The 25436-nt window shown below is 37.8% G+C and carries 9 protein-coding genes; all 9 read left to right on the plus strand.

Annotated elements, in window-relative coordinates; all coding sequences use genetic code 11:
* Positions 1-5180: hypothetical protein (locus P9L98_02305; protein ID MDP8216138.1), on the plus strand; the 5180-nt coding region annotated here is incomplete at its 5' end.
* Complete coding sequence (locus tag P9L98_02310) at positions 5168-9034, plus strand: hypothetical protein (GenBank protein ID MDP8216139.1); 3867 nt, start codon at positions 5168-5170, stop codon at positions 9032-9034. The genes P9L98_02305 and P9L98_02310, both read left to right, overlap by 13 nt.
* Complete coding sequence (locus P9L98_02315; protein ID MDP8216140.1) at positions 9034-11865, plus strand: hypothetical protein; 2832 nt, start codon at positions 9034-9036, stop codon at positions 11863-11865. Before P9L98_02310 ends, P9L98_02315 begins: the two co-directional genes overlap by 1 nt.
* 1 nt (position 11866) lies before the next feature.
* On the plus strand, positions 11867-15607 hold the full coding sequence (locus P9L98_02320; GenBank protein MDP8216141.1) for a UTP--glucose-1-phosphate uridylyltransferase: 3741 nt from the start codon (positions 11867-11869) through the stop codon (positions 15605-15607).
* Positions 15608-15660: 53 nt separating this feature from the next.
* Positions 15661-18855, plus strand: a complete 3195-nt coding sequence (locus P9L98_02325; GenBank protein ID MDP8216142.1) for a hypothetical protein — start codon at positions 15661-15663, stop codon at positions 18853-18855.
* Positions 18856-18907: 52 nt separating this feature from the next.
* Positions 18908-20587, plus strand: coding sequence for an NUDIX domain-containing protein (locus P9L98_02330; GenBank protein ID MDP8216143.1), 1680 nt, complete (start codon positions 18908-18910; stop codon positions 20585-20587).
* An 8-nt stretch (positions 20588-20595) separates the two neighbouring features.
* Positions 20596-23790: a fructose-bisphosphatase class III gene (locus tag P9L98_02335; GenBank protein MDP8216144.1), complete on the plus strand. Its 3195-nt coding sequence runs from the start codon at positions 20596-20598 to the stop codon at positions 23788-23790.
* Positions 23791-23973: 183 nt separating this feature from the next.
* The gene (locus tag P9L98_02340) at positions 23974-24393 is read left to right on the plus strand and encodes a hypothetical protein (protein ID MDP8216145.1); all 420 of its coding nucleotides are present in this window, start codon (positions 23974-23976) and stop codon (positions 24391-24393) included.
* Between the two features lie 59 nt (positions 24394-24452).
* A complete protein-coding gene (locus P9L98_02345; protein MDP8216146.1) occupies positions 24453-25220 on the plus strand; it encodes a WD40 repeat domain-containing protein in 768 nt (255 codons plus the stop codon).
* Positions 25221-25436: the final 216 nt, after the last annotated feature.

Genomic DNA, 25436 nt, shown 5'->3' on the forward strand with positions numbered 1-25436 from the left:
AGAATATAATTATCGGATTCCGTTTCAACGTAGAAGGTTACGATACAACTTCACGTGGTAAAACAGAAACCTTTACTCATGGTAAGATTGAAACAGCGGCGGGATTTAGTCTTAATGATTTTAACGTTGTTAAAGAAGGCATGGGTTTAGAGTCCGAATTACTTCCTATGCTTGAACAGAGATATATATTGACTCCGGTAATTGCAAATCTGTTTGGATATAATGAAGGTGAGTTTCAGAATATTCTTAATAGCGCAAATCCTTACCAGTTAAGTGCTTATAAAAGTATCTACAATATCTGGCTTAATAGAATAGATACCGAATATCCTTACCGTACTATACTTGAAGCAGGTTTTTTAAGATCAAATATGGACTTTTTGGCTTCAAGAGATAGCGGGAGGATATATCTAATTAAACAGGGAGAGGAGAGCTATTATCTGCCGGCATCGTCTATTAACTATGCTCTTGATAATGATAGATTTTTTTTAGAGTTATTTGCAGAAGCGGTTATTCAAAAGTTAGGCGAATGTTTTAGTTTAGATAGCAGTGATAAAGATGCCATTATAGAGAGAGCGACAAGAGATTTAGATGAATCAGAGTTAAGCAGTATTCAACAGAGCGTCTTTTCTCAGTTGGTTGAGAGCAAGCCTTATAACGAAAATACAATCGGTGTCTATGATTTTATCGATACTCAGATAGTACCTTTAATTGAAGTCTATACGGGTTTTAAGCTTAAGTCGGAAGACGGTTCTTCTTTCACCGAGCTTTCCCGCAAAGGTTCGACTTTCTCTAATGCCGTATATTGGTTGGGAGAAAAAGCTTACCAGCGTTATGGTTGGATTTTGTCAAAAGAAGAAAAAGGTTTTATTGAAGATATTATTGAAAGTGAAATAAGAACAACAAAAGAACGGTTGGGTATAGATAGTCTTTCGGATTCCTGGAGAGATTCTATCACTGACAGGATACGCAATGATTTTGCTATCAAAAAAATATTTGAATTAATGGATATTGTTGGAAAGGAAAGATCTTTAGAAGGTTTTATGAATTGGATATCTATGGATTATACAGGAGATGTTAAATCTAACATGGTGGAACTGCTTGATGAAGCTGGGTATAACGGGAATAAGATTGTAGATACTAGCTATAGCTTCAATGATCTTAGAGGGGTATATGAGAAGATAAAATCGCTTACTTTCTTGAAGCCTAATGTGAGCTCTCTTTTTGGTACTCCAGAGCTTACTTATCAGAACAACGTTAAGAGCGATGATATGGGCGATAGCGATTTTATTCAACAGGTTCTTTTTGAAAATGGAAAAGATTTTATGCTTAGAGTTTATGATCCGCGTACATCTTTAATACTGGATACTCCAGGTGCTCCTGATGCAAATATTGCAAGTTTGGGTCTAGGCGTAGCGTACATAGCTTCTCTTTATGCCGAAGGAGTATTAAAAGAAGAAGATATAGCAATGTTGACAGCTGCCAATCCTGAAATTCAAAGTGTTCAGGATATGATTAGGCTTACAATGGATTCTTTAATAGAGGTACAGAATGGACAGCCAGATTCTCCTTGGGTAGAAGCTCTTTTAAAAGAATATTCATTAGACTTAATAGAAGATTTAATAGCTTTATACAATGGAGAGCTGAAGTATTCTGATCAGGAAACTATTATGTTAAACGAAGACGATCGTGTTGAATTACGTAGCATTACTTTTGATGGATTAGTAGACAACAAAGAAAACTGGGTTTTCTGGATTGAGAACTACTATGCTATTAAGCATGGAAAGGCAAGTGATTATCCTGCTGTTCAAGAATTGGCTATGAATATTTTAGATGGTACATCTGCAGATTATATAAAGGGAATAAATTACGAAGAGATAGAGGCGATTAAGCAGTTTGGATGGGGCGGTTGGTTGTATCACTATATCGGTACTAATAATTATGAAAGAAGTAATGAAGATATTGAGCTTTCAATCATTGATACTATGTTAACCGCGGTCGGGTTTTATGTTGCCGGTATGGTCTTCCCTGAATTCCCTGAACTTAAAGAGCTTGCGTTTGAATTTATAGATAATATTGATATGGATGGTATATTTTGGAATGATACGAATGACCGTTATTATATGGCTTGGTTACCTGAAGCTTTTAAGGATGGTTATGGGTATAACGGTTTTACTCCAGAGTCATGGGTCTATAGAAGTCAGGAGGAAATGACATATGAATTTATTCGTGCGCTATGGATAATTCGTAATAAACCGGAATCTATAGCTGATTTGAGTGGCAGCTGGTATCCGGAAAGGCTTTCGTCGTCAGACTCTTCTTTTGAGATAGACGGAATAGAGCTTATGTTAGATGATATTTTAATTGAAGGTATGCCTGAATATTATCCTTCAATTAATGGTGCCAGTTGGGTGTCTAGTCTTATTCCTATTGATTTAAGAGGTACTGATGGAGACGCCAATAAACCTACTGATTGGAATATGCAGAGCATCCTTAGCTTACTTTATAACCGTATTGCAGCGCTGCAGTTCGACGATAGATTTACTCCTTATACGGCCCAAGTTGGCTCTACCGCCATGCTTGGAAAAGGCTATAATATGGGTCAAGGTTTACCGCCATTTGATAAGGAATATAATACTTTCTTAGTCCCTGAAACTATTCCCGATGGCACTTTCTCAATCTACTCTCTTAATTTAGCAGCACTACCTGCTGAATCTCTGTTTACACTATGGTATCAGTGGCTAACCAATCCTAAACTTGCAGACGGTGATTTTGGATTTAGAACATCTTTTAATTCTGAACAGGGTTTTATTGCTTCTGAAAATTACACTTTTGATATAGTTACTTTTGGATTAAATGCTTTAAATGCTATATCAGGTACCGTTTGGAACTTATGTGCTCAAGATAAGGATTTAAGAGAGGTATATAAAGCTTTAGGTTATGATGTCGAAAGCAGATTGGATGGTTATGATGTCGATATAGCAACGCTCATTCCTAGTTCAGCAATAGAAGAGAATATTGAAGCTGGAATTGCTGGAATAACCGATGAAGATTCAAATGTAGAGGGTTATAAGAGAGCTATGTTTATGGTTGAGCAGGTTAATGAGATTGCTAAGGCTATGATTGACAATGATAAGAGGCAGAATGGAGTCGATATACTTAGATATTTTCTTGATGTAAATGATGATTATTATAGGCAAGCCCAAGATTATCTACCTAAAGATTTATCTTTACTGGGAGATACCAAAGAAAGAGTAGAAGCTATGGCTTTACAATTTGTCATATATAAGAACCAGCATTGGTATCAGGGTCAAAAACAGGCATTCTTTGAATTGACTGATTATTTATCTGATAATTCTGAACATATTGGAGCAGCTGTCGATATTATAGTCAAGTATGATTATGAGGCTTCTGTTATGTGGCAGGGCTGGGACGGTGAAAAGTTTATTCCTGTTTTAAGTAAAGAACAGATAGTTGCTGATTTAACAGATCCAGGAGAGGCTCCTCGTACAGCATGTTATCCTGAATTAGAGAAGTATCTTAATGAAAACTGGCAGATACATAGCTTGATACCTGAAGAATCAGGGGTTTTAATGCCTCTCTATGAAGGTACTGAGACCGAAAAAGGCGAGTTCTCTAAAGGGGCTAGACAGCTCATTGATACTTGGGGTTGGGAGATGGAAGAAAAGCTTTATGAAGTTAAATTTAGAGTTCAAACAGCAATAAAGCCTTATGTAGAGTTTTTGATTGGTCAAGATGTAGACCTATTAGATCCTACCGGTAAACCTTATGGTGTACTTGTTGCCTGGGAGAAAGAGGTTGGAGAGAGAATAAAAGATGTAAGGTGCTGGTGGCCTAACTCAACAAACCCAATCTCTTTGGACAGAATACTCGTTAGGGCTATAGAAGAAGGTAGAGAAGACCAGATAACCGAGGCGATAGAGTTTACGATCAATAATTTAAAACTTGCTGCAAGAGTCAAAAATCTTATTGAAAGAATATATGGTAGAGAGTTTGATATAGTTTACAACGAACATGATAAAGAGGGAATATTTGATAAGATTTTTAATCCTATAAAGTTAGATCTTGCAGGTTTTGCTCGAGGAAGAGCGTTGTCTGAAACTATTCGTAATATTCAGGATAATAGCGAAGGCGGGATTTTAACAAATATTTTGGGAATGAGCGCTGAGAGTGTTGTTAATTTCCTTATTGCAGATAGAAATATTCCTCAAGAGGATATAGTTGAGGGTTATGACGGGAATTCAGGTATCAGAGTTAGCTATGATGCTAGTCAAAAGGGATACTCAATTCCGCTTCTCTTTGGAGATTTCTCTAAAGCTTCTTGGCTTGAGTTTATGGTCAAAGCTCCTGAGGGCGAGAGCGTATCTTTTGATATGATTGTAACTACAGAAGACGGCGAAGAGCTAAGAATACCGATAGAGAATGTTACAGATAGCTGGAGAGAGGTAGCCATTCCAATATATGGTCCTTATAGCGTTGATTGGATGAGCGATGAAGGGCGTGAAGATTGGAGCTGGTTGTCAGATGAAGTTTGGCAGGGTTATATCCAGGGCACATTATATGAAGGAAAGTATACAGGAGATGCTAGAGGTGAGCGTAGTATAGAGGAAGGAGATGAGTGGTACTTTAGGCAGATTGCCCAGGCGATAACCGGAGTAGAACCGACAGCCAGGGATTTAGAGGTTACGGAGATAACAGATACTATCTATACGCTTCAGTTTGGAGGCAATCTTTACACCTTTATAGACGCTGTTTCTGAGTCTACTAACTGGGGTAATATTGAAAGTATAAGATTTGAATTTAAATTTGAAACCGAAGCCGAAGCCGAAGCCGGAGCCGAGTTCATTATCTCAGGTGATATCACAGGAGGTAGCAAGAGAGGCTATAATGGGATCTATCAGATTGTGGCCGAACAAGAAGTAGCTTCTTTAAATGATTTAATAAGGATGTCTAATCCACCATCGGTGTCAAGGCCTGCTTTAATTAATTTAAACGATGGTAGGCAAGTTATTGTGCTGCAAGCATTTATAAGCCATACTATGACGACAGCCACGCCAAAAGTCAGGTTTATTGACCCATTATATGGTATAATTACCATAGAGATGGAAGGGGCTGAATTTGAAGAGCTATGGAATGGAGGTTCCGTGCAATGGCTAGAATAATAAATAGAAAAGATCTAAAAGCCTGGAAAATTCTATTGGTGGTTGTAGTAGAGCTATTTATTACAACCCAGATACTCTCTTTTGCACCTGCATTATCTAAAGATTATGATAGTCTTTGCCGTAGAAGTAGAGAAGTTACTACTGGCCTTGCTATGCACCCTAATTTAGTCGGCATAAGCGGCATAGTTCCTTTTACTCAGACTGTAAATGGTGTTGATTACGATATTTTATTAGATACAGAAAACGGTGAAGTAACAATTATAAAGAAATCTGACCAAGGTGAGATTGAAGCTGTTGAAAAGCTGTTCTATACTGATGAAGGTAATACCGGAATAATTGAGTCTAGAGAAGACGGATATATAAGTGTAAAAGAGCTTGTTAATGTAGGAACAGAAGAAGAGCCTATAATCAGCATTGCATATCGTTCGCGTGTAAAACTCACAGAGAATGGCGACAGTCTTGTAGAGATATATGATAACGATAGCGGTGAAGATGTAAGGTTAGAGGTCACTCTCTATAGTGGTAGTGAAGTCTATGATAGAGTTGAAGCCGGAGAGCAGCTTTTAGAGTACGGTGCTAAGATTGCAGGTACTCAGAAAAACAGAGTCTCTGTAAAGTCTTTTGAAGGCAATAATTATGTATTTGATCTCTTTGTTGATGGTTTTCAAGCTTCAGAAGGAGCAGTCGAAGAATATACTGCTCGCTATTCGTTTGTGCCTGTTCAAGATGGCATCTGGAAAGTCTCTATAGCACATAATGATAGCACTGTTGATGAGTTTTTATATGAAGGAGAACCGGATGCATCTCATATTATGATGGGATTTGATCCAGAGAAGATAGTTCCTCATTCACTAAGAGTAAACGGTGAATTTGTTGATGCACTCACTACTATAGAAGGTTTTGGAGATTTAATGACAGAGGTAAATCGCTTGGCAGCTATTGAGGCAGGGGAAGAAGTAACTGAGCCTTTAACTCAATGGAGTTCTATAAATTCAAGGTCGGTTCGCCGCGCTGCACAGGCAGTAGGCGGAGCTATGGTAGGTATCTATGCTGCAGCCCATATGCCTTTCTTTGCAGGCGGAGTTGGAGTAAGTGAGCTAGCTACTCTCTGTGCTCATGCGGGTGCTCTATTTCCTATGTATGTTGCATTGAATAAATTTACTGCTTCTGCATTGGTTAGTTTGGCAGTAAAACCTGAAAGGTATGACATTGAATCTAATCAGAGAGTCTTAGATTATAGATTTAGTGATGAGGGATTTGATGAAGGTTTAGCATTATTCTATACCTGTAAAACAGAGGGTTCTGATTGGGCAAGGTCAATGGGTAATAGCATTAAAGGCAACATTGTTACTTTGGAAAGTTTAAATAGAGGAGCTGTATCTGAAACAGTTATGACTGCTATAAAAACCGGCATTGCAAAGCAGAGGTTAACAGAATCTCAACAGAGAGGTGAAAATAAAACACTGGATGAGATTCTTAGAGGAGTAACAGATTTAGATGTAGCTAGAGAATTAAATAAGAATCTTTATCTTACGATTGTTACAGATGGAAATCCTTCCAATGAAGATTTCTTGGAGATGGTCTCTTTGGTGCATAAATTAAGAGCTGAGTACGGTAGGTCTGTCCAAATATTATTTAGTGCTAGAAGAGCTGGCGAGAGACTGGGATTTAAGCCTGGAGCCTATCAGGATGCTATTGGTCTCTTTACCAGAGGTATGGGTCCTCGTATATATGAAGGTAAGACTTATACTGATGAGTCGCTATACGGTCCTTTTGCCAGAGTTCAGAATGATCCCATATTTGGTATCTTTGATTCTAGTTTTAAGGCTCGTGCTTTAGAATATTACAAAACGCAATATAATCCAACAGCTGCGGATTTAATTATATTTGAAGATGAATTAAACCAATTAGAAGATACCGGCTGGATAAGCGGATATTATGGAGAAAATTCTACAATTGCAGAGATTGTACAAGAGGGGAAGATAGACCATCTCTTTACTCTTGACTCGGGTAATTTTATAGGAGTAAATCAAGCTGTTGAGATGGCAGCTAAGGTAGCAACTGCAAGGGCTGATTCCAGATTTGATGGCACTGTAATGTTTCAGCCGGATCTGCATGTTGCCAATCCTCAGTCATCTCTTCTAACAGACTTCTTTAACAGCGCTCAGGAGAGGTTCTACTGGCATAACTCTGCTGCGACGGAGATTCGTACCTTTGTTCAGTCTACAGGCAAAGTCTGGATTGTTGCCGATGCATATGCAGAGATAGCTATGCAGCCGGGTAATGAGTTAACGGATCCTTGGGAAATAGCTCATGATTGGCACGAGTCAGGAGCTATGAAGACTGTTCAGGTTCAGGGTGTATTTGCATATGAGACCCGCTATATTACATACAATGAGACTAAAGAGGTTACAGACGGCACCTACTTAGGTTCAATGTCCAGATTTTTAAAATCTAATGACATGAATTTTTATAGAAGTATCTATGCAAGACATGGTGCTTATAGATACATTGTTGAGAAATTAGGCATGGACTTAAAGCCGATTGAGCTGCCCGATGATCCTGTGATGGCTCAGCAGGCTCTTGAGGTATATAATGATGCCAGCTGGTTCTGTAGAGCACCTGAGATCTATAGTCTATTCTTAGGTCTTACTATTGCAACAGGAGCAATATCTTCGGCTTTTGCTCAGACTATGCCTGTTCTTGCGGGTACATTATTAGCGACTGTCTTAATAGGCCAGCTAATACTTATGCCGCAGGTCTTAGCTCCGGCTGCATTCTTTGAAAAGCAATTAGATGCGGAATCTGACAGCGATTTAGTTACTATTGATGAACAAGCTGCAGAAGAGTTCATGGCTGCTTTTGAAGATACATCTCAAGGCAATTGGGATAGGTTCTTAGCGACAAAACCTGCCTATCATGCAAAGCAACTTGCTGATGTTATCTATGATATTTTTAGAAGTAATGAACTTCTGATGCCTATAGTGCCTATACAGGTTTTAACAAGAAGAATCAATCAGGCTCAGATAGCACGTACCGCTGTTTTGACTCAACAGATTATCAATCTAGTAAGAGAGGGATATACTGTAGATGCAGCATTAGATACTATGGCAACAGAGATAGATTCTAGTGTCTTACAGCAATTCGGAATAGATCCTAGAGCTGCAATTAATAATATTGTTGTACAGATACTGGATAAAATAAATATAGAAGCCGGAGAGGTTTATCATATTACCGAAAGCGATATAAAATCTCTTATCTCTCCAGGTTCAATATATACAGGTTTTACACCTTCAACTAATCAATGGAGAGCATACAGCTACTTTATTGCTCCGGTCATAGGTGCAGCTTTAATAGGCCTTCCCATTCTTTTGAGTCAGGGAGCATTTACTTTGGCGCTTAGTACAGTACTTGGCCTACCTTATCTGACTTTTGGAATTACTAATTATCTGACAAATAAATCGGCAAAGAATATGAACTATGTTAATGCAATAGCAGATGTTGAAACACGTGCTCTAGGAGATGCCAATTTTAGAGGTTGTATAGGAGTGGGGGATGCATTATTTATGGCTCATAGAGAGGATTCTAATCATGATTATACAGAGCGAGTTAAGTGGATGGCTGGACTAATAGAAGATGGCGGAACTATTGATGAGGTTTGGGAGGATCTTAACTCTTTAGAGAAGTCTTATTTAAGAACTAATTTTAGTGAAGTAGCTATAGGTGGAATTTCCTCATTAACTCCTGAAGAGCTCGCCCAGATTGATATTAGGGTAAGGAATGGGCTCCTGATGTATATTGAAGAGATAAACAAAGCAGTGGTTAAGTACAGAGACAGAGAGGGGTGGATATAATGAAGAGAACAACTATTATATTCTTGTTTTTACTAATAGCTCTATCTATAAATCTACTCTCTTATTCTACAGGCGATCTCTGTTTGCGTAGAGCAAGATCTACTACTACAAATGAATGGGTTGACCCTACCTATCTTGAGCAGTATTTTGTTACTCCTCAGATGCAGGAGATGCTTAGTGATTACAATGATTGGTTAAAAGGTAGTAGCAGTCCTCTCTCCTGGATGAAGTTTATTAGAGATGTTGCATTGAATGAAATAAAATATAATCTAACACATAGTAAAGCAGCTCGCACTAGAGCAACAAAAGCAATAAATGCTTTAATAAAAGAGGTAGAGAAAGTTGGAGAGAGCAAGTGGATTCAAAGCACTCCTGATGCAGAGAAGTTTTTGATAGTCGAGAAGATTATTCAACAGAATAGAATAGAAGAGGACTCAAGTAAGCTTCTCTTATTTAGAGCCCTATCTCCTGGTTTTAGAAAATGGAGTTGGGAAGATTTAGCAGTATCTGGTTCTCCCGACCTTACCGCTAAGATGACAGATTTTATGGATAAACTGCAGGTTCTCTACCTGGATGATTATTCACTTGAAAATCGTATTGCCGGAGTGTGGGAATTAAAGTGGATCTATACTAATAAAAATCTACCTCAAGAGATAAGAACACGTGCCTTAGAAGGGATATTCAATATACTTAATACCAGAGTTCAAGATCTAGATACAGGAGGCTTCCTTAACGCAGAGGTTTTATGGAGAAATGCCAGAGAGGTTTTAAGAGAGTTATTCTCTGCGCAGAGATGGAGCGGTATTGATATCGAAGCAGATGAAGAGATATGGAGACCTGTTTTAGAACGTGCATTAGTAGCTATAGAGAATGCTAATAACTTTGGTATAGATTCTAATTATGCTCAAACTTCAGATCTTTTTTCAACAGATCAGGAGTTTTGGAGCTGGTGGGCTATAACAGATGCTCTTTCATCTATAAGCTTTGATGATAACCCTGATTTAATGGAAGAGATAGCTCGTAGCAATAGCTCTGAAGCTATAAGGCATGTTCTTCCTTCAAGTTTAGCTTATGTAAAACCGACATTATATTCTGATCGCAGAGATGAACTGATTGCTTATCTTAAAGATAGGTTTTTAGAGGCAGAAGGTGATGTTTGGATTGAGTCTTTAGGTGAGACCATTCTTAAAATAGGTTCTCCTAAGATTGTTGAAGAACTTTTGGCTGCAGGTTTTGATCAAAGTGTTGATTTTGAAAAGAGGCGTTGGGCATTAAGAACTGTTGGTGAGACTTATTATAGAGATGTTGATCTTTTAAATAAGATGAGAGACGAGATCTTTAGAGCTGCTTTATATATAGAAGGGAATACAAAAGAGGAAGGCTCAAAGCTTAGAAACGCTGCCTTAGGAAGCATTTTTGCTTTACGCAGGCATTTAGAAGAGAGAGGAGTAGAATTTATATCTCCAGATATAGATATATCTTCATATACAAGAGAAGATTATGAGAATGCTCTAGTGAAGTTGGTTCCAACAGAAGGAGAGACAAAAGAGTTTTTCATGACCGAACTTGAAAGAATCACAAGTCGTAATTTTAATAATTCAGAGGATGCAGTGAAAGAATATATGGCTCTTGGAACTCCTAAGGTATATCAATCTGTAATAGAGGCTTTAGTGGCATCGGTCGGCGCAGGAAAAGTTACAGAAGCTTTAATAAATTTTGATGATATTAAAGGGAGTATCGACATAGTAGAGACTCTTACTGCTACTCCTTTTGAATATCTAATTGGATATATGTGGATCAGGCAGGATATAGGAAATTATGAATGGGTTGAACCAAAGTTGAACGCCGAGTTTAATGAAGATGGAATCTTAGTAGTTGACGGTGTTCAATACAGTGAAAATCTTGGCTATCCTAGGGATATAGATAGACCTATGGAGATATTTAGAGCAGAGGATGGTAGCTTGATGATGCTTAAACACGGCGATGAATTAGGTATAGTCTCTGAATATATCTCACAACAGATATATGCACAGTTTATAAGAGAAGAGTGGGGTGAAGATGGAGGTATCGGTGTATCTCCTCTGGGACTGTTGCTTGACCCTAGAGACGGCAGAATAAAACTGGCTACAGCAATGGTGCCTGGATATAGTAAAGGAACCAAATTCTTGCAGCCTCAGTATATACATGATGAGAGGATGCAGTCTCTTATAGCCCCAGCTTTGGTCTTAGGCGATGGTAGTAGAACTCCAAAAGGGTTCTTATTCTTCCGAAGAGATTTTGAGCAGACTATGGCTGAATATGATGCTCAGCCAGATTATCTGTTATTCAATATAGCAGGTTTACTTGCTTCAGGTGGTATGGGATTTAAACCTTTTGGAAATCATTTTGAGGTTACAGATAGTTTTGATGAATTTAGCGTGCTTACTCATTCTTCACATACCGGGATGAGTGGTAGTTATTCTAATGAAGCCTGGGGTCAGGTAATAAATGGAACAGAGCAAGAGTTATTAGATGATTACCTTATGAATCTAGAGCTTCTTAAAGATGATACCACTAGAATGGTCTATGTGATAATGAACGAGGTTTCAAATCTTTTGGGGTATCGTTTTGGCGAGAGATATACCGTTCAAGATTGGCAGAATCAGATTACTGCAGAGAATGAGTTTGGAAGATGGAGTTTAGGCAAGAAAAGAACGCGTAATATGTTGGAATCAATGTTTAATGGTATTTCTAGAGAGGGAAGCTTAAGAGTCTATCTTACCTCATCTTTGGCTTCTCGGATAAATGAGGCTATGCAGTATTTAGGCTATATATTGAGGAGGGTCAGATAAGATGAAGAAGATAAGACAACTACTTACAGCCATTATTATTTCTCTTGGAGTTATCAATATTGCTTTTATAGATCTATCTATTATGTCGGCTAAGACTATAACAAAGATTACCCGTAGGTCAAGAACTGCAGGCTCTCAATTGGAAATATATGTTCCAACAGTTTCATCGTATGAAGAAAATTTAGCCATTCAGAGACTTATTGCACACGGATATGACCCGGAATTAGCTCAACGGATTCATAATGAATATGCTGCAGGAGAGAGACCTTTGGTGTACCTAGAAAAGCATGGAAGTAATACAGGGGTTGTAATGAGATATGATGATGGTTATGTTATAGATTTAAGTAGTTTAGCAGAAGAGTATTTAGCTAAAGGTATAGAGATAATTCAACGAGGGGGTTTAGCTATAATAGTTTTAAAAGGCGGAGCAGCTATGCGCTGGGTTGGCGGCGGTGTTGATAAAGGTATTGTTCCAATGGTATTTATGCCGGATGGAAGCCGTATGTCTCTTGTAGAGTTACACTTAAGGCAGATTAAAGAAGCAGGGGAAAAGTTTGGCGGCAAGATACAGGTTGTGATGTCTAATAGTTATTTAAATAATAGTACCACAGCGCAATATTTAGAAGAGCATGGTTCTTTTGGATTACCAGGAGATATTGTTAGTACAGTTGATGTCGGAATTGGTCATAGGCTTATTCCTAACCCTAAAGATTTACAGGCTGAGTTTGATAGGCGTGAAGAAGGTATGAGAGGTTGGGAGCGACTGGTTGCCCTATCTCTCCTAGCGACCGAGCAAAGGATGGTTCAGGGTTGGGTTGATACAGCAAAGGCAGAAGGCGCAGAGAATCCTTATATGTATCAGCCTTTAGGTATGAATCAGAATACAAAATTACATCCTTTAGGCCATTTTCAGGTTTTACCAGCAATGTTCTTAGGTGGGCAGCTAAGAGAGCTTATAGATGAAGGAGTAGAGTATCTAATGATATTCAACGTTGATAACCTCTTTAACTTAGAGGATATGGGTGTAGATATACGACCTGAAGTTATTGGATTTATGGAAGCAGAAGGTAAGTCGATAGCAACAGAGTTTACTGATAGAGGTTCTGATGTTGGTGGTGTTTTAGCTCAAGTTACCAAGACAGATGAAGATGGTAATACTTCGACAAGACATATGGTATTAGAGGGTATAACCAGCGACCCTTTAGTTGAGGCAGAGCGTGATTTGGACCTTATAAATACAGCTACTCATTATATAAGCATCGATGGATTATTAAGAGCGTTTGGTTTTGAAAGCAAAGAGGATTTCTTGTCTTCTTCTGAGGAGACGATACGTATGCGTGTTGCCGAGACAGTGGAAAAAGTGGAGAGGCATACTACTATTAAAAGAGTCTCAGAGTTATTACCTGATGGGAGAGAATACAATATGCCTGCAGTACAGGTTGAGCAACTACTTCAAGATCTCGTGCTTCTTTTAGGTGAGGAGGATTGGCAGCCTATATACACTCCGCGTATTGGAGAGGACGGTAGGTTTGAGCCTTTAAAAGGCTTAGATACTTTGACCGAGATAAGGACAAGAGAAGGTACTATAGGAGCAGTTGGTTCTGATTTTTTAAGCAATAATCCAGCTGCTATAGTTGAAATTATTAAAAGTTCTCCGCTTGATGAAGTAAATAATGTAAGTGATATAGAGCTGTTCTCTGCGTTAAATTATAATGAGTTACTTCAGGTTACAGAACAGCTTAGGGTTTTTTCAAGAGAAGATACTACTACACATTTTCAAAAGCTGCGTTCCTCTATGTATCTCTATGTTATATTCTTGGACTATCTTCCAGATGCAGCTATAAGCGAAGGTATGGATCTTAGAGGTGGTGTGCCTACTGTAAATATGCTTAAAGCTTGGGTTGATGCTACAGGCACTGATGATTTCATGGCCTTAGAGAGCGTGCTCTTTGATGCATATATGGCGGAGCCATCTCTAACAATGTCCTCATGGTTAGCTCAGGTTCATAGACGTTTAACGCGTGAGACAAGACAGGACCAAGTTGAGGAATCTATGGAAGAGAATCTAAGTGAATTTTTAGGTGAAATACCTTACACCTTAGATCAATATGAGGAACATGTGAATGTCGGAGGAGATAATGCTGAGCTAAAAGCTAGGCTGATGGAAGGTTCAGCTATAGATGCTAATATTGGAGTTAGAGTCGAACTAGATAGTACTGTTGGGTCTGATGTCTTTGGAATAGCAATGGACTATCCTGAAGGTTCTCACGTTATTAATAGCGCTATGTATTTAAGGTTAGAAGATCCTTTAACCCAAACTACAAGTATAGAGCCTCCTATCACAGTAGTTGTAAGAAAGATAACAGATGGACCTATTGTGCGTTTAACTTCAGTTGATATGGGTCAGAGTAAAGAGTATGGAAGCTGGGAAGAGCTACGAGATATTACAAGCGATGATTTAGGATTACTTAAGGCAGGGTTGTTGGCTACAGGAGTAATTCCACTTGAACCTCTTTGGAAGATGGAGGAAGCAGGTAGCTATCTTAGAGATGAGATGGGACTTGAGCTTTCTGGTGCTGCATTAGAGAAGTTTCTCTGGCGGCCCAGTGAAGATATGAGAAGAGAATTGAGAAATACGCTCCGCAAAAATGGTATTGATGATGCGACTATAGAGGCTCAGACAGATGTACTCTTTAGAGATTATGTAGTGGGCTTAGATGTGATATTAGAGTCTTTCTTTGATGGAGAAGAAGGATGTGGTATTGAAGTTATAACTTATGTTAAAGATTGTGCTATGGGTTCCGGGCTTGCTATCAGTAGTTCTCTTGCAGCCGGACTTGGTTCTGCGTTGTTACAGTTCCGTGGAGCTATTGATCTTGAAGGAGACCCTGAAAATTACAACTTTAAAGAGCATGCTGTGGCAGTAGCTATGAGAATGGAGTGGCTTGGTATAAGCGGTGGTGGATATCAAGATATGGCAGCAATCTGGGGCGGAATGCATGAGATAACAGTAATTGAAGAGACTGATCCCAATGCATCAACAAGAGCTGAACTTATACCTCATTATGAGACTATAGATCTTAGTCCTGAAGCAAAAAGATTGCTTGAAGATTCGATTGTGATTGCACACCTTGGCATGGCTCAACCTGTTGGACCTATGCTCGATATTCTTACAGATACTTATTATTTAAGACGAAATTGGGATAGCAGAAAAGACTCAGAGAGATTATACGATAGACAGATAGAATTATTAAAACAGTTAAACGAAGTAGCTCCAAGTGCGATGAGAGGTAATCGTAACGATTATGAGAAAGCTATGAATATCTTAAGAGAGTTTGCAACTAATATGGAAGATGATTATGATAATAGACGTGATCTTGTTCCAGAAGCTACGAATACATATGGAGACGAAGTATTTAGAAAATTAGAAGAGAGATTTCCTGCCGGTCTTTGGGGTTACAATACTACAGGGTGCCGTGCTGGTGCAGGAACTGTATTTGTTATTGACCCTCAAATAAGAGATGAGTTTGGTCAGGAATTAGTACGTATCTGTGAAGAAGTTAAAGCAGAACTTAATGGAGCGTTTAGAATATCATATGATGTAAAGATTTATGATTGGAGAATAGCCGATGAAGGCGTTGTCCTAGACGTTCTCTCTCCAGAAGATACTAACTTACGTATAGATTGGCTTGAGATGGCACGGGATATCATCTTTAAGATGAAGAACGTGAGAGGAAGATAAGAATATTTATTATAAAAAAACATTGAAAAGATTGCTTTAAAAAGGAGAAAATAGTGAAAATAGCAAAGAAGAATTTATTCCAGTTTTTATCTATAACTATAATTTTTGCTTTTATAGCTAGTTCTTTTATTTCTCCGATTAATTCAAATGTTGTAGCAAGAAGAGTCCATGATGTGAAGTTAGATTCTGCTACTATAAATATTTTAGGAATTAATATTTCGGTAAGGAGCAACGAGGGTTTTCAGTCTTTATCAGAGTGGATTGATGCATTTGAAAGTCTTCCGGATAGCGGTGCATCTAAACAGCTAACAGTTGCGTTTAAGTTGGGAGATAAGTCGCTTAGAACAGCGACTTTTAAGATTCCTGCTGAAAAAAATCTTGATAGTCGGCAATTTGACCTGTTGGTAGATTATGTCTCATGTTTAGTTTTATGGGGGCAGGCATTTATAGGTGGTGACAGTGTTGCAGCAAACTGGTCAGACGATTTATTTACCGCTGTAAGCGATAGATTTACGGCAAATACCGTAGCTCTGGATCTTGTCAATCGTGATATCGACGGAAATCCAACTTCAGTTTATTACAGCTATAGAGGGATGGTTGAGTATCTAAAAGGTGTTTATGGTGACTATACATTTGCACAAGAGACGAAGGATAATATTGAAGCATTACAGCCATCTTCAAGCAGTCTTTTGATGGAAGTCGACAAGGCTGTTATAGATTTAAATCCGAATGCCAGTAGTTTCTGGACAGTTAACGCTGGGCCATATGGTCTTAGTGGTGTTATAGAGCAATATCTCAATCAAAGCGGTGTTTATAACTATTTTGTAGAATTGGTGCAAAGCGATTTGGTTTTAAAGTCTGAACTGTCAAATCTTGGCTTATTGCCTGTGCTTGAGCCGGGAGATAAATCTCAAAGGCGGCAGGTTTTAAAACATGTGTTGTCTTTACTGGATAACCCCGCTGTAAGCGAAGCCAGTAGAGGTAAGATAGAAGGTATTTTCTCAGAAATTGGTGAAATTCTGGGTTATACAATAAAAATAAGCCAGAGATTTACACCTGTTGACAATGTTATTATAACCGGTGCAGTGACAGAAGGTGAAGCGGGTGAGCTGATAAAGCAGGCAGCTCTTAAAGTAGCAGATTCTGTAGAGATATGGCTACCTGATGATGTAGGAAGTATAGATTTATCGCAGACCGATCTTGGAAAATTTGAAGTCTCATCTGATAAATTCCGCTCTTACGGTCAGGCAATTGCCATGGCTGCAGAAGCCAGTAGATATATTTCTGGTGATGTGGCGGAGGGTAAGGTCGTAGGTATAGATTGTGGTGCTTCAGATGTTAAAATAGTATATGTTGATAACGGAAAAGTAATATTTACGAAGAAATTTGAATGGGTTACTTCCGATATAAAATCCGATGCTAGTCCCAGCCATCAGGAAATACTTCAAGCATTGATTGATTTTGCCAGACTGAAAGCGGTTTTAGAAAATACCGAAAATTCTGAACTTAAAGATGAGGTCATAGCTCTGGAAAGCTCTGATGCCGGTAGGCCCGAAGATTACGAAAAGATTATCGGTGTTTTAAATAAAGCCGAACAGCAGGGAATACTACTTGGAGAATTTGATGGATTTGCGATATCCTGGGCCGGCGCTGTTATAGATAATCAAATAGTGGGACGTTCTTCAATAAATGGTATTATCTCAGAAGGAGATTTCCGTAGTTTGATTACCCCTTTGGGTGAAAATATTGCTGCTCATTATGATTTGACTCAAGATAATTTCCTGGTTATCAATGACGGTGATGCAGTAGCTATGCTGGCGAGAATGATGGGATTGGATAATGTTCTAGCACTTGCATTTGGTACCTCTACCGGAGGAGGTTATTGTTTATCATCTTCAGAAGAAGATAGTAATGTTCCAGTGCTACATACAGAATTGGTAGGTCTTTCCAGGACTAATGGTGGACAGGTAGCGTATATCGAGGTTTCTCAAGGTAGTAATTTGGGTATGTATGTATCACCTCTTTCGCTTGGCGGTGGTATCTATGCTAATCGTACTACAAATAATATAGAGATATCTAAAAGTGTTTTAGGTCAGGTTCTAGATGTTGCCCCTGACCTTGAAATTATAGATGAAGGGGATTATGTAACGACTCCGTTGGGTAATTTTAATGCAATCAGACCAGCTCTTCCTGATTTTGCAGCAGCAGAAGCAGTTATCATGGGAACTGATGTTTCTTCTGAGACCGATATCTTTGGGGTGGCTTTAGGGGATACAGAAGGAGTGGTAACTACATCTGTAGAGATTGGAACGGATAATATGGTAGCTATATTTCCTGGGGCTTGTAATGTCGGCTGGAATGATTGGTTTATCAGCGGTGTAAAAGATGCAAGCGGAGCTATCAGGCTTTATTATCCAAGAGTAGAGCCTATAGAAGATAAAGTATATAGTTGTATTGTTGGTTTAAAGAGTGGGAAGGTTGAGATTTTAGATTTAAGAATAGAGAGAGACCCTGAAGATGCAACTAAAGCTTCTAAGGTATTTCTTGACTCTGATTTTTTAGAGTATGATATCTCAGATGATATAGCTTGGTTTACATTTGGACAGAAGGTTTTAAATGACGGTAATGTTGCTGATGTTATTGATATTGCCCATCAGTTTAATGATCTACGTCATTTAATAGATTTCCCTAGTATAAAACTTGAAGGTGCTTGGTTGCAGGTTGGTCTTTCTGAGATGTGGGATGAAGTTGTTGCTAATGGTATGGAGAATCCGATAACCGACAATATGTTGCTCTATCGGGTTTTAAGTGGCCAAAGTGTAAGTATAAATACTCAGTCGTTAAATACCTTTTTTGGAAAGATATTAACTGTTGAAGAAATAAACGAGATTATTACAGATGGCGGATACCAAGAAGCAGTAGATGTCGGCAATATTGGACCGGGAGAGTTCCATGTAACATCTGCAGATAATGTTTTAATCAACCTCAGAAGAGGAGTATATCCCTATATTGCAGCAGGAGTTAAAGAGGATGGTACGCTTATGTTTGCATTCTTCCAAGGTAAGCCAGGAGTAGGTCCTATCGTTGAAGATGTAGCTGAATTTATGGAAGCAAGAGGTGCAGTTAATGTACTTCTTCTTGGTAATGGAGGAGATGTAGCTCTTCAATTGGGTCAAGAATTAGCGGTTCCTTCTTGGATGAATAGAGATAACTTTATGGGTTTTATATATCTTGTTGGCAATAATTGATTCTGATAAATTAGAGTCAAAATATTGTATAGTGATTAAAAAAGGGAAGGAGATGAAAGGTGTTGTTTTAAAATTAGCTTTTGTATTATTTCTAGTTTTGCAGATACCAAATTTTAATTCGCAGATTTTTGATTCCCATTATTTATTGTCAAGAAGGACTCAAGGTGTATCAGAGTATATTCTGTCCGCAAAATTTTTAACTACAGAGGAGTTCAATCAGAAATACGGCTGGGTTGTTGAACCTACCGAAGACGGAAGAGATGAAGGGTTAAATTATTTTAGCGTTTTGACTTCTCAGGAAGAACGGGTTGGTTCCCGTGTTGCAACTCTGGTTGTTAGAGAGCAGGGCATTACAAGATTAGAGCGTCATCCCGATACTTATGAATACTTTGGAGTATTGAGTGGTAGATGTGTCTTGTTTTTAGCTCCGCCTGGAGACAGTCCTAATCCAGATGAAATTGAAGCTGTTATCTTAGATGTTGATAGACCTCTCTTACTTAAAGAAGGTGTCTGGCATGGTATCGTTAGCTTAACAGCTGAATCTCGCGTTGTTATCTTTGAAAGCTCAGACGTAGAGAGTGAATATTTTGATTTAGAAGGTGTGTTCAAAACTTCCCTAGGCATAGAATATGGGATTAAGAAAGCCACTGATTACTTAGAAGCAGAAGCAGAAACTATTGTCTTTAGCAAACATCCTGACTATGGTTATGGAGTAATAGATGTAAACAACATTGCTGAGCCTGGCTTATCGCCAGAGCTAGTGGCTGAGGCTTTACGAAGTCCGAGTCTAGCCAGCGATATTGTAAGTGGTGAAATAGGAGTAATTGAGATTGCTTTAGGGAATGCGATTGCAACCGATACTTCTATAGTTGAAAATTTAATTAGGAATAATTTAAACGTTTTTCTTGCCAGTATGGATGTAGCTGCGACAGATGAAGAGATTAGTTCTGCAGTAGATAAATTTATAAAAGAAGAAAAATACAGAGAGTATGAATTTATTAATATCATTGAATCCGATGAAAACGATCTTCCTGTTCTCAATGGAGATGGTACGCCTAAAATTTTAGAAAATATAGCTCAGTATGACACTTTTTTACATATTGAAGGTAATTGGCATCCTACGGCACATGTTATGGTTATAGACAAAAATGGCAATGTTCTTATCCAGGTAAGAAAAAATGGTCAAAGAGATATTTCTGCATCTGGACATCTTGCAGTCGGTGAAACATTAGAGGATGGGGCTATTCGCGAACTTCAAGAGGAAGTTCTAGATTTGGATTTACACCGTGATTTAGTTCGAATTGGCTCATTTATAAAAATAGGTGGCGGATATAATTTAAAAGGAAAAGTAGAAGAAAGCTTTGATGCAGGGACTAGGATTTACTATGGACCTTCTTCAACAGTATATAATAAAGAAGTTAGTACGCTTTATGTATATTGTGTAGATGAGATCCGGAAAGATAATGATGGAAATATTATAGTTGAGGTTGATGGTAAAGTGTCTTACCCTAAACCTAATATAAATGAAAAAATTATGGAATTAATTATGATGCCTGTAAGTGAATTAGGTCAAGCAATTGATGATGATGTAACAGCAAATAAGATATATAGAGGTACTCCGAGGCAGTATTTTCACCCCGCTGTTGTATGGAGAGAGGTTAGAGCTGCCTTAATTAAAGCAGGATTTGCAGCAGATATTCTGCCTGAAAGTTGGGCCAACCAAATACAGTAAGAGATAAGTTGTCAAAGAGAGGAGAGGGGATGGTGGATAACAGGAAGAGCTTAGCAGCTATTAGTTATCTTGTAGCTAGTTTATTCGTTGTATTTTTCCAGGGAAGTTTTAACCCGTCTTTAGAGGTAACTGCTTCTGTCAATTTTAATTTAAGAAGAGCACATTTTTCAACGGCCCATACAATTGCGTCAACAGTTTATGTAATTAATGGCCTAGAAACTGCTGAGGATGTTCCAGCAAGTGCTTTTATGCAAGGTCCAAGAGGTGCTGAGTTTGCTTATGTTGTTCAATATGATCCTGTGAGCAAGAATTTAATTGTAGAAAATATTAAATTAGAAGATCCACATCCATTTGGTTTTATTTTCGATGTGGATGATCCTAGTCGGGCACCTCCTTCTGGAACTCTATTTGTTTCTGATTTACATGGCACAGCAATTGGTCCTTTAGGAATTATTAGGTCTGTTCCTGAAGATTCAGAAATAATTGGTGCCGGAGATATGTTAGATAGAGGACCTTCTGTAGAGAACTCTTTAAGCTTGCTTGGTGATTGGACATTGGGAGATCATGATATTTGGGCAATTGGGGCAGCGTTAGGCAATGAACATCTCTTGTCGCTTTGGTTGAGGATGTGTTATAGAAATCCACCCAACGAACGACTATTAGAAAATCTTGGTATAGACTTAACTGAATTTAAAGAATTTGCAAAAAATACATATGAAGTGTTGTTTTCTCAGGCATTAGAGAGAGGAGTTATCTTAGATAAAGGTCCTAAGAAGAGCGTCTATGAGATGGCAGCCTTGAATCTTCATTTAAAGTCTAGTCCAAACATACAAGAGGAGATAAGGCAGATAGAAGAACAAGCTAAAGAGGGAAATAGCAAAGCACAGAAGAAATTAAAAGATTTACAGCAAGTTTTACTGCCGGGTGTGAGTGGAAGTTTGGCAGATTTAACAGTTCAAGAAAGAGATATTTTAGATGGTATTAAAAGACAATTTTTAGAATCAGAGGAAGTTCATAATTTTATTTCTACACTACTAAGGAATGCCGAAATTTATCGAGAGTATGATTTTAATGGCAAGAAAGTAATGGTTTTACATGGAATTATTCCTATGGAATATCCAGATGATTTAGCTGAACTTGGATCTTACCCATCTCTTACAGGTCGAGGATTGCTTGATAAAATGCAGGAGAGATTAAAAGATTTACATGTAGCTTATGAGGAATTTAAGAATACAGGGGATGAGAGCATTTTGAAACCTTTCATAGAAGAGCTTTCTTTTTGGGGCGATAATGTAAATTCTCCGCTTTTCCCGAGACAGGAGACTAGATTACTTCATAGCTATTTGGATGGGACACCGGAATCAGCAAACCCAGCTTATGAGATTTTAAAAGACCCAAGAAAAGCAGAAGTTTTATTAGAAGCTCTTGGAGAGGTAGATATATTGATTTTAGGTCATCAATCCAATAAACAAGGAAGAGTTGTTGATGTTTCTGGTGATGGCAATATTTTTATTATTGATGGTACATTTAGTGGTAAAGGTGGAGAAGTCGGTGCCACAGAGACAGGGGCAGGATTATATATAGATGAGGCGGGTAACGTATTTAGCCTCCATTTGCTTACAGCAGCTGAAATACTGGCTGGTAAAGACGATGAATACGAAGAAGCTAAGAGTATCATTAGGGAGCATATTAATCTTTCTGATTTAGCTTATTATAAATTGGATAATATTGTACTTAAAGATGTAAATCATTTTCCTATTGTGAAAAATGACTTGGAAAATTTATGCGATCAACAGGGGATTGATTATGACGATATTTTACAAAAGCATGGTGATGAGAACATACTTAGTATAATTGGGAGTTTATTAGGAGTGCTCCAAAATTCCGAAACAAAGCGGGAAGTTATCCTGAAGAGTATTTATGAAAAATTAGGCAGTCCTTATCCGACACGATTTGTATTCCCTGCTGTAGTAAAAACGAGGAGTCTTAATTTAGCTGATGAAGGTATAGAATTTAATCGTACTGAGCAGAATTTAGACGACAGGACTGTGGAAGTAGCTGTATTAAAAATTGATCTTCAAGAAGAGATTGAGACAGTTGTTGTTGTAGATGATGCTAACAACAACAGACTCTATGCTAACAGACTACAGAATGTAGTGGAGGTTGACGGAGCTAATTCGATAGCTATGAACGATATGAATGTTGTAAGAAATGGTATGCAGACAATAGATGAATATATAGCTGAATATGAAAGTAAACATTCAGATAAAGAAGTAATAGCAGCACTACCTGCATCAAATGTGCTCTGGAATGACTGGTTTGTGGCTTATTCAGAAGGAACTCTTTACCACAGGTTTAATGAGCCGATAGATAACAGAAGTTATTCTACGGGTTATTCTATGTTTGTTGTCTATAATGACGGTAGAGTGGCTATAGAGTCTTTAAGATTTGAAAATAATGATCAGGGATTAAGAGTAATAAAGGCAACAAGCAGAGAGGATATTACTGATCAAATAAATTATGCTACTTTCGGTCAGCAGATACTTAGAGGTGGGGCTACGCGAGATATAACTGAAATATCTTATCAGTGGGATGATTTAAGACATCTTATAGGTTTCCCTGAAATAAGGACTCTTGATTCAAGTTTAGATTATGGCGGTTCTTACTTTTTGGGCAAAGCAGAATTATTACAGGATAGAGCACAGAATGGAGATTTAGTCGATAGAGCATTAAAGGGAGAAACTATTACGCTTAACAATGTGCTAACTGTTTTAAATGCAGATCATTTTAATTCCTTTGGAGGGGAGTTAGAAGTTGAAGTATTTAAAGAATATTTAAAGAAGTCTGATTATAAAGAAGTGGATGATCCTATAAATGTAGGAGAGTATTGCTATGATGAATCAACCGATACTATGAAGATAATCTTTAAACGGGCTCCTTTCTCCCATACCGCTATCGGTTTAACCGAAGAGGGTGATATTGTTACTGTTTCAGTCGGGGCTTTAACTCAAGGTGGTGGTGCAACAATAGAAGAAGTAGCTGAGATTTTAAGAAGTCAAGGTGCAATAAATGGTCTTCTTCTCTGTAACGGTATGGATGTTGCGGTCAATTGGCAAAGCGAGAGGATTTTCAGCGCCGAAGAACATCTTTGGGGCAAAAGAGATAGATTCTCTTCTGTAATACTTTTTGTTAAAGATAAATAATAATGTTTATAGAGATGGATTTTATTTTAAAATTATTAAAAAATATGGAACTAAAAAATGGAGGGAGAAATGAAGAGCCATAAAAAAACTAGAAAATATTATATCTGTTTTATTATAGTGCTTTGTTCTCTGTTTGTGACTCCATTCTTTATCCCAAAAAACATATTTTGTTCCTGGAACATTATGCGTCGTGCGAAAATATACACCATAAGTGATGTTTTAGAGGTCAGAGAAAGCGTAGATGGTTTTGTTATTGCAGTAAAAGGTTCTAGATTTGATGAAGTAGTGGAATTAAATTACCAAAAAAATACGCTTCAGAGAGATATTCTTGGGACTGAGGTTCAAATTATAACAGAAAGTGATAATACTCAACTTGGGTTAATTGCTTCTGTATTTGGGGTAAGCACTGAAATCAAGTCTTACTTATTTGTTGATGATACTCATATTGCTTTTGTTGATGGGAATAGCGGTGTTACTATTTTAGATTTGTCTACACAAGAAGCATATACACTCAATGTAGGTTCTGAAATCGTATCTGCTTTAGTCCTTTTAGATAGTGATAGGTTGGCATTTGTAAGCGCAGGTAATATTGTAAATGTTTAGATTTAGATGCAGATGAGCTTACTACATTTGATGGTCAGATAGATAGGGAGATTAGATTGTTGGCTGGTCTTCCAAATAACAAAATAGTTATAAGAGATAAAAGGGGTCCAGTTAGAATTTTAGATTTGGAAGAGAATAAAGTATACTCTTTTGGTTATAAGCATAGTCGTCGACCTGGCTCAGAAGGTACGATAGAAGGCATATTTGATATTATAAGAAACCACGCTGCGGTTATTTTACCTAATGGAAATATAGTGTTACAGATGGAGAGAGGAACACTAGGTCATTCTTGGGATTGTCGGTCTACTTATTCATTGGAAGTTTTAGATCTAGAAAAAGGAGATACATATACTTTAGAGAGTTTTCCTGTTGATACCTCGCATTGGAGACCAAGCAGTATGGATTTAAGGCCAATAAATGATGGTCTTTTTGTTGAGGTAGGTGAAAAATTTATTAGAATTTGGGATTCAAAAGATAAAAATAATAAAGTGGTATTTTCTTTAGAGGAAGCTACTATAGAGAATTTTTTCCCCAATAATTATATTGTGGCTAGAAATACAGAAGGATCTATCCAAATTTGGAACATTAATACAGAGAAGTGTGTAGCGTTATTTAATGATGTTAGTAGCGTGATTAATATAACTCTTGAGGGATATGCTGTCTGCACTGGTGATAGTGGAGATATAAAAATTTGGAATATTAATAAGGGGGAGTTAATAGGGCATTATTTGAATGAAGATATTGTAGGGGCTTCAGGGGAATATATTGTTTCAAGAGGTGCTGATGGGGTGTTAAGAATTCGTGATATTGGTATGGTAGAAGATTAATTAGGTAGAAAGTTTTTATAGCGATTGTTGAATGTTTTAAACCTTTCCGTAGTTTATAGTGTTTTTCCGTCTAATCTTAATTGAAGAAGATTCTATTTGTTAATAATGCTATGTTTTTATTAGCTGTATTTTTATTATAAGTGCTTTTATAGTAATAAGATAAAAATATTTTCCGATTTGTTTTTCTGCTTATTGTATGGTATACTTTTTATAAGG

The sequence above is a fragment of the Candidatus Kaelpia imicola genome (assembly GCA_030765505.1).
GTDB lineage: Bacteria > Omnitrophota > Gorgyraeia > Kaelpiales > Kaelpiaceae > Kaelpia > Kaelpia imicola.

Coding starts and splice junctions, on each gene's coding strand:
- P9L98_02310 (MDP8216139.1), top strand. CDS start 5,168: ATGGCTAGAATAATAAATAGAAAAGATCTAAAAGCCTGGAAAATTCTA.
- P9L98_02315 (MDP8216140.1), top strand. CDS start 9,034: ATGAAGAGAACAACTATTATATTCTTGTTTTTACTAATAGCTCTATCT.
- P9L98_02320 (MDP8216141.1), top strand. CDS start 11,867: ATGAAGAAGATAAGACAACTACTTACAGCCATTATTATTTCTCTTGGA.
- P9L98_02330 (MDP8216143.1), top strand. CDS start 18,908: ATGAAAGGTGTTGTTTTAAAATTAGCTTTTGTATTATTTCTAGTTTTG.
- P9L98_02340 (MDP8216145.1), top strand. CDS start 23,974: ATGCGTCGTGCGAAAATATACACCATAAGTGATGTTTTAGAGGTCAGA.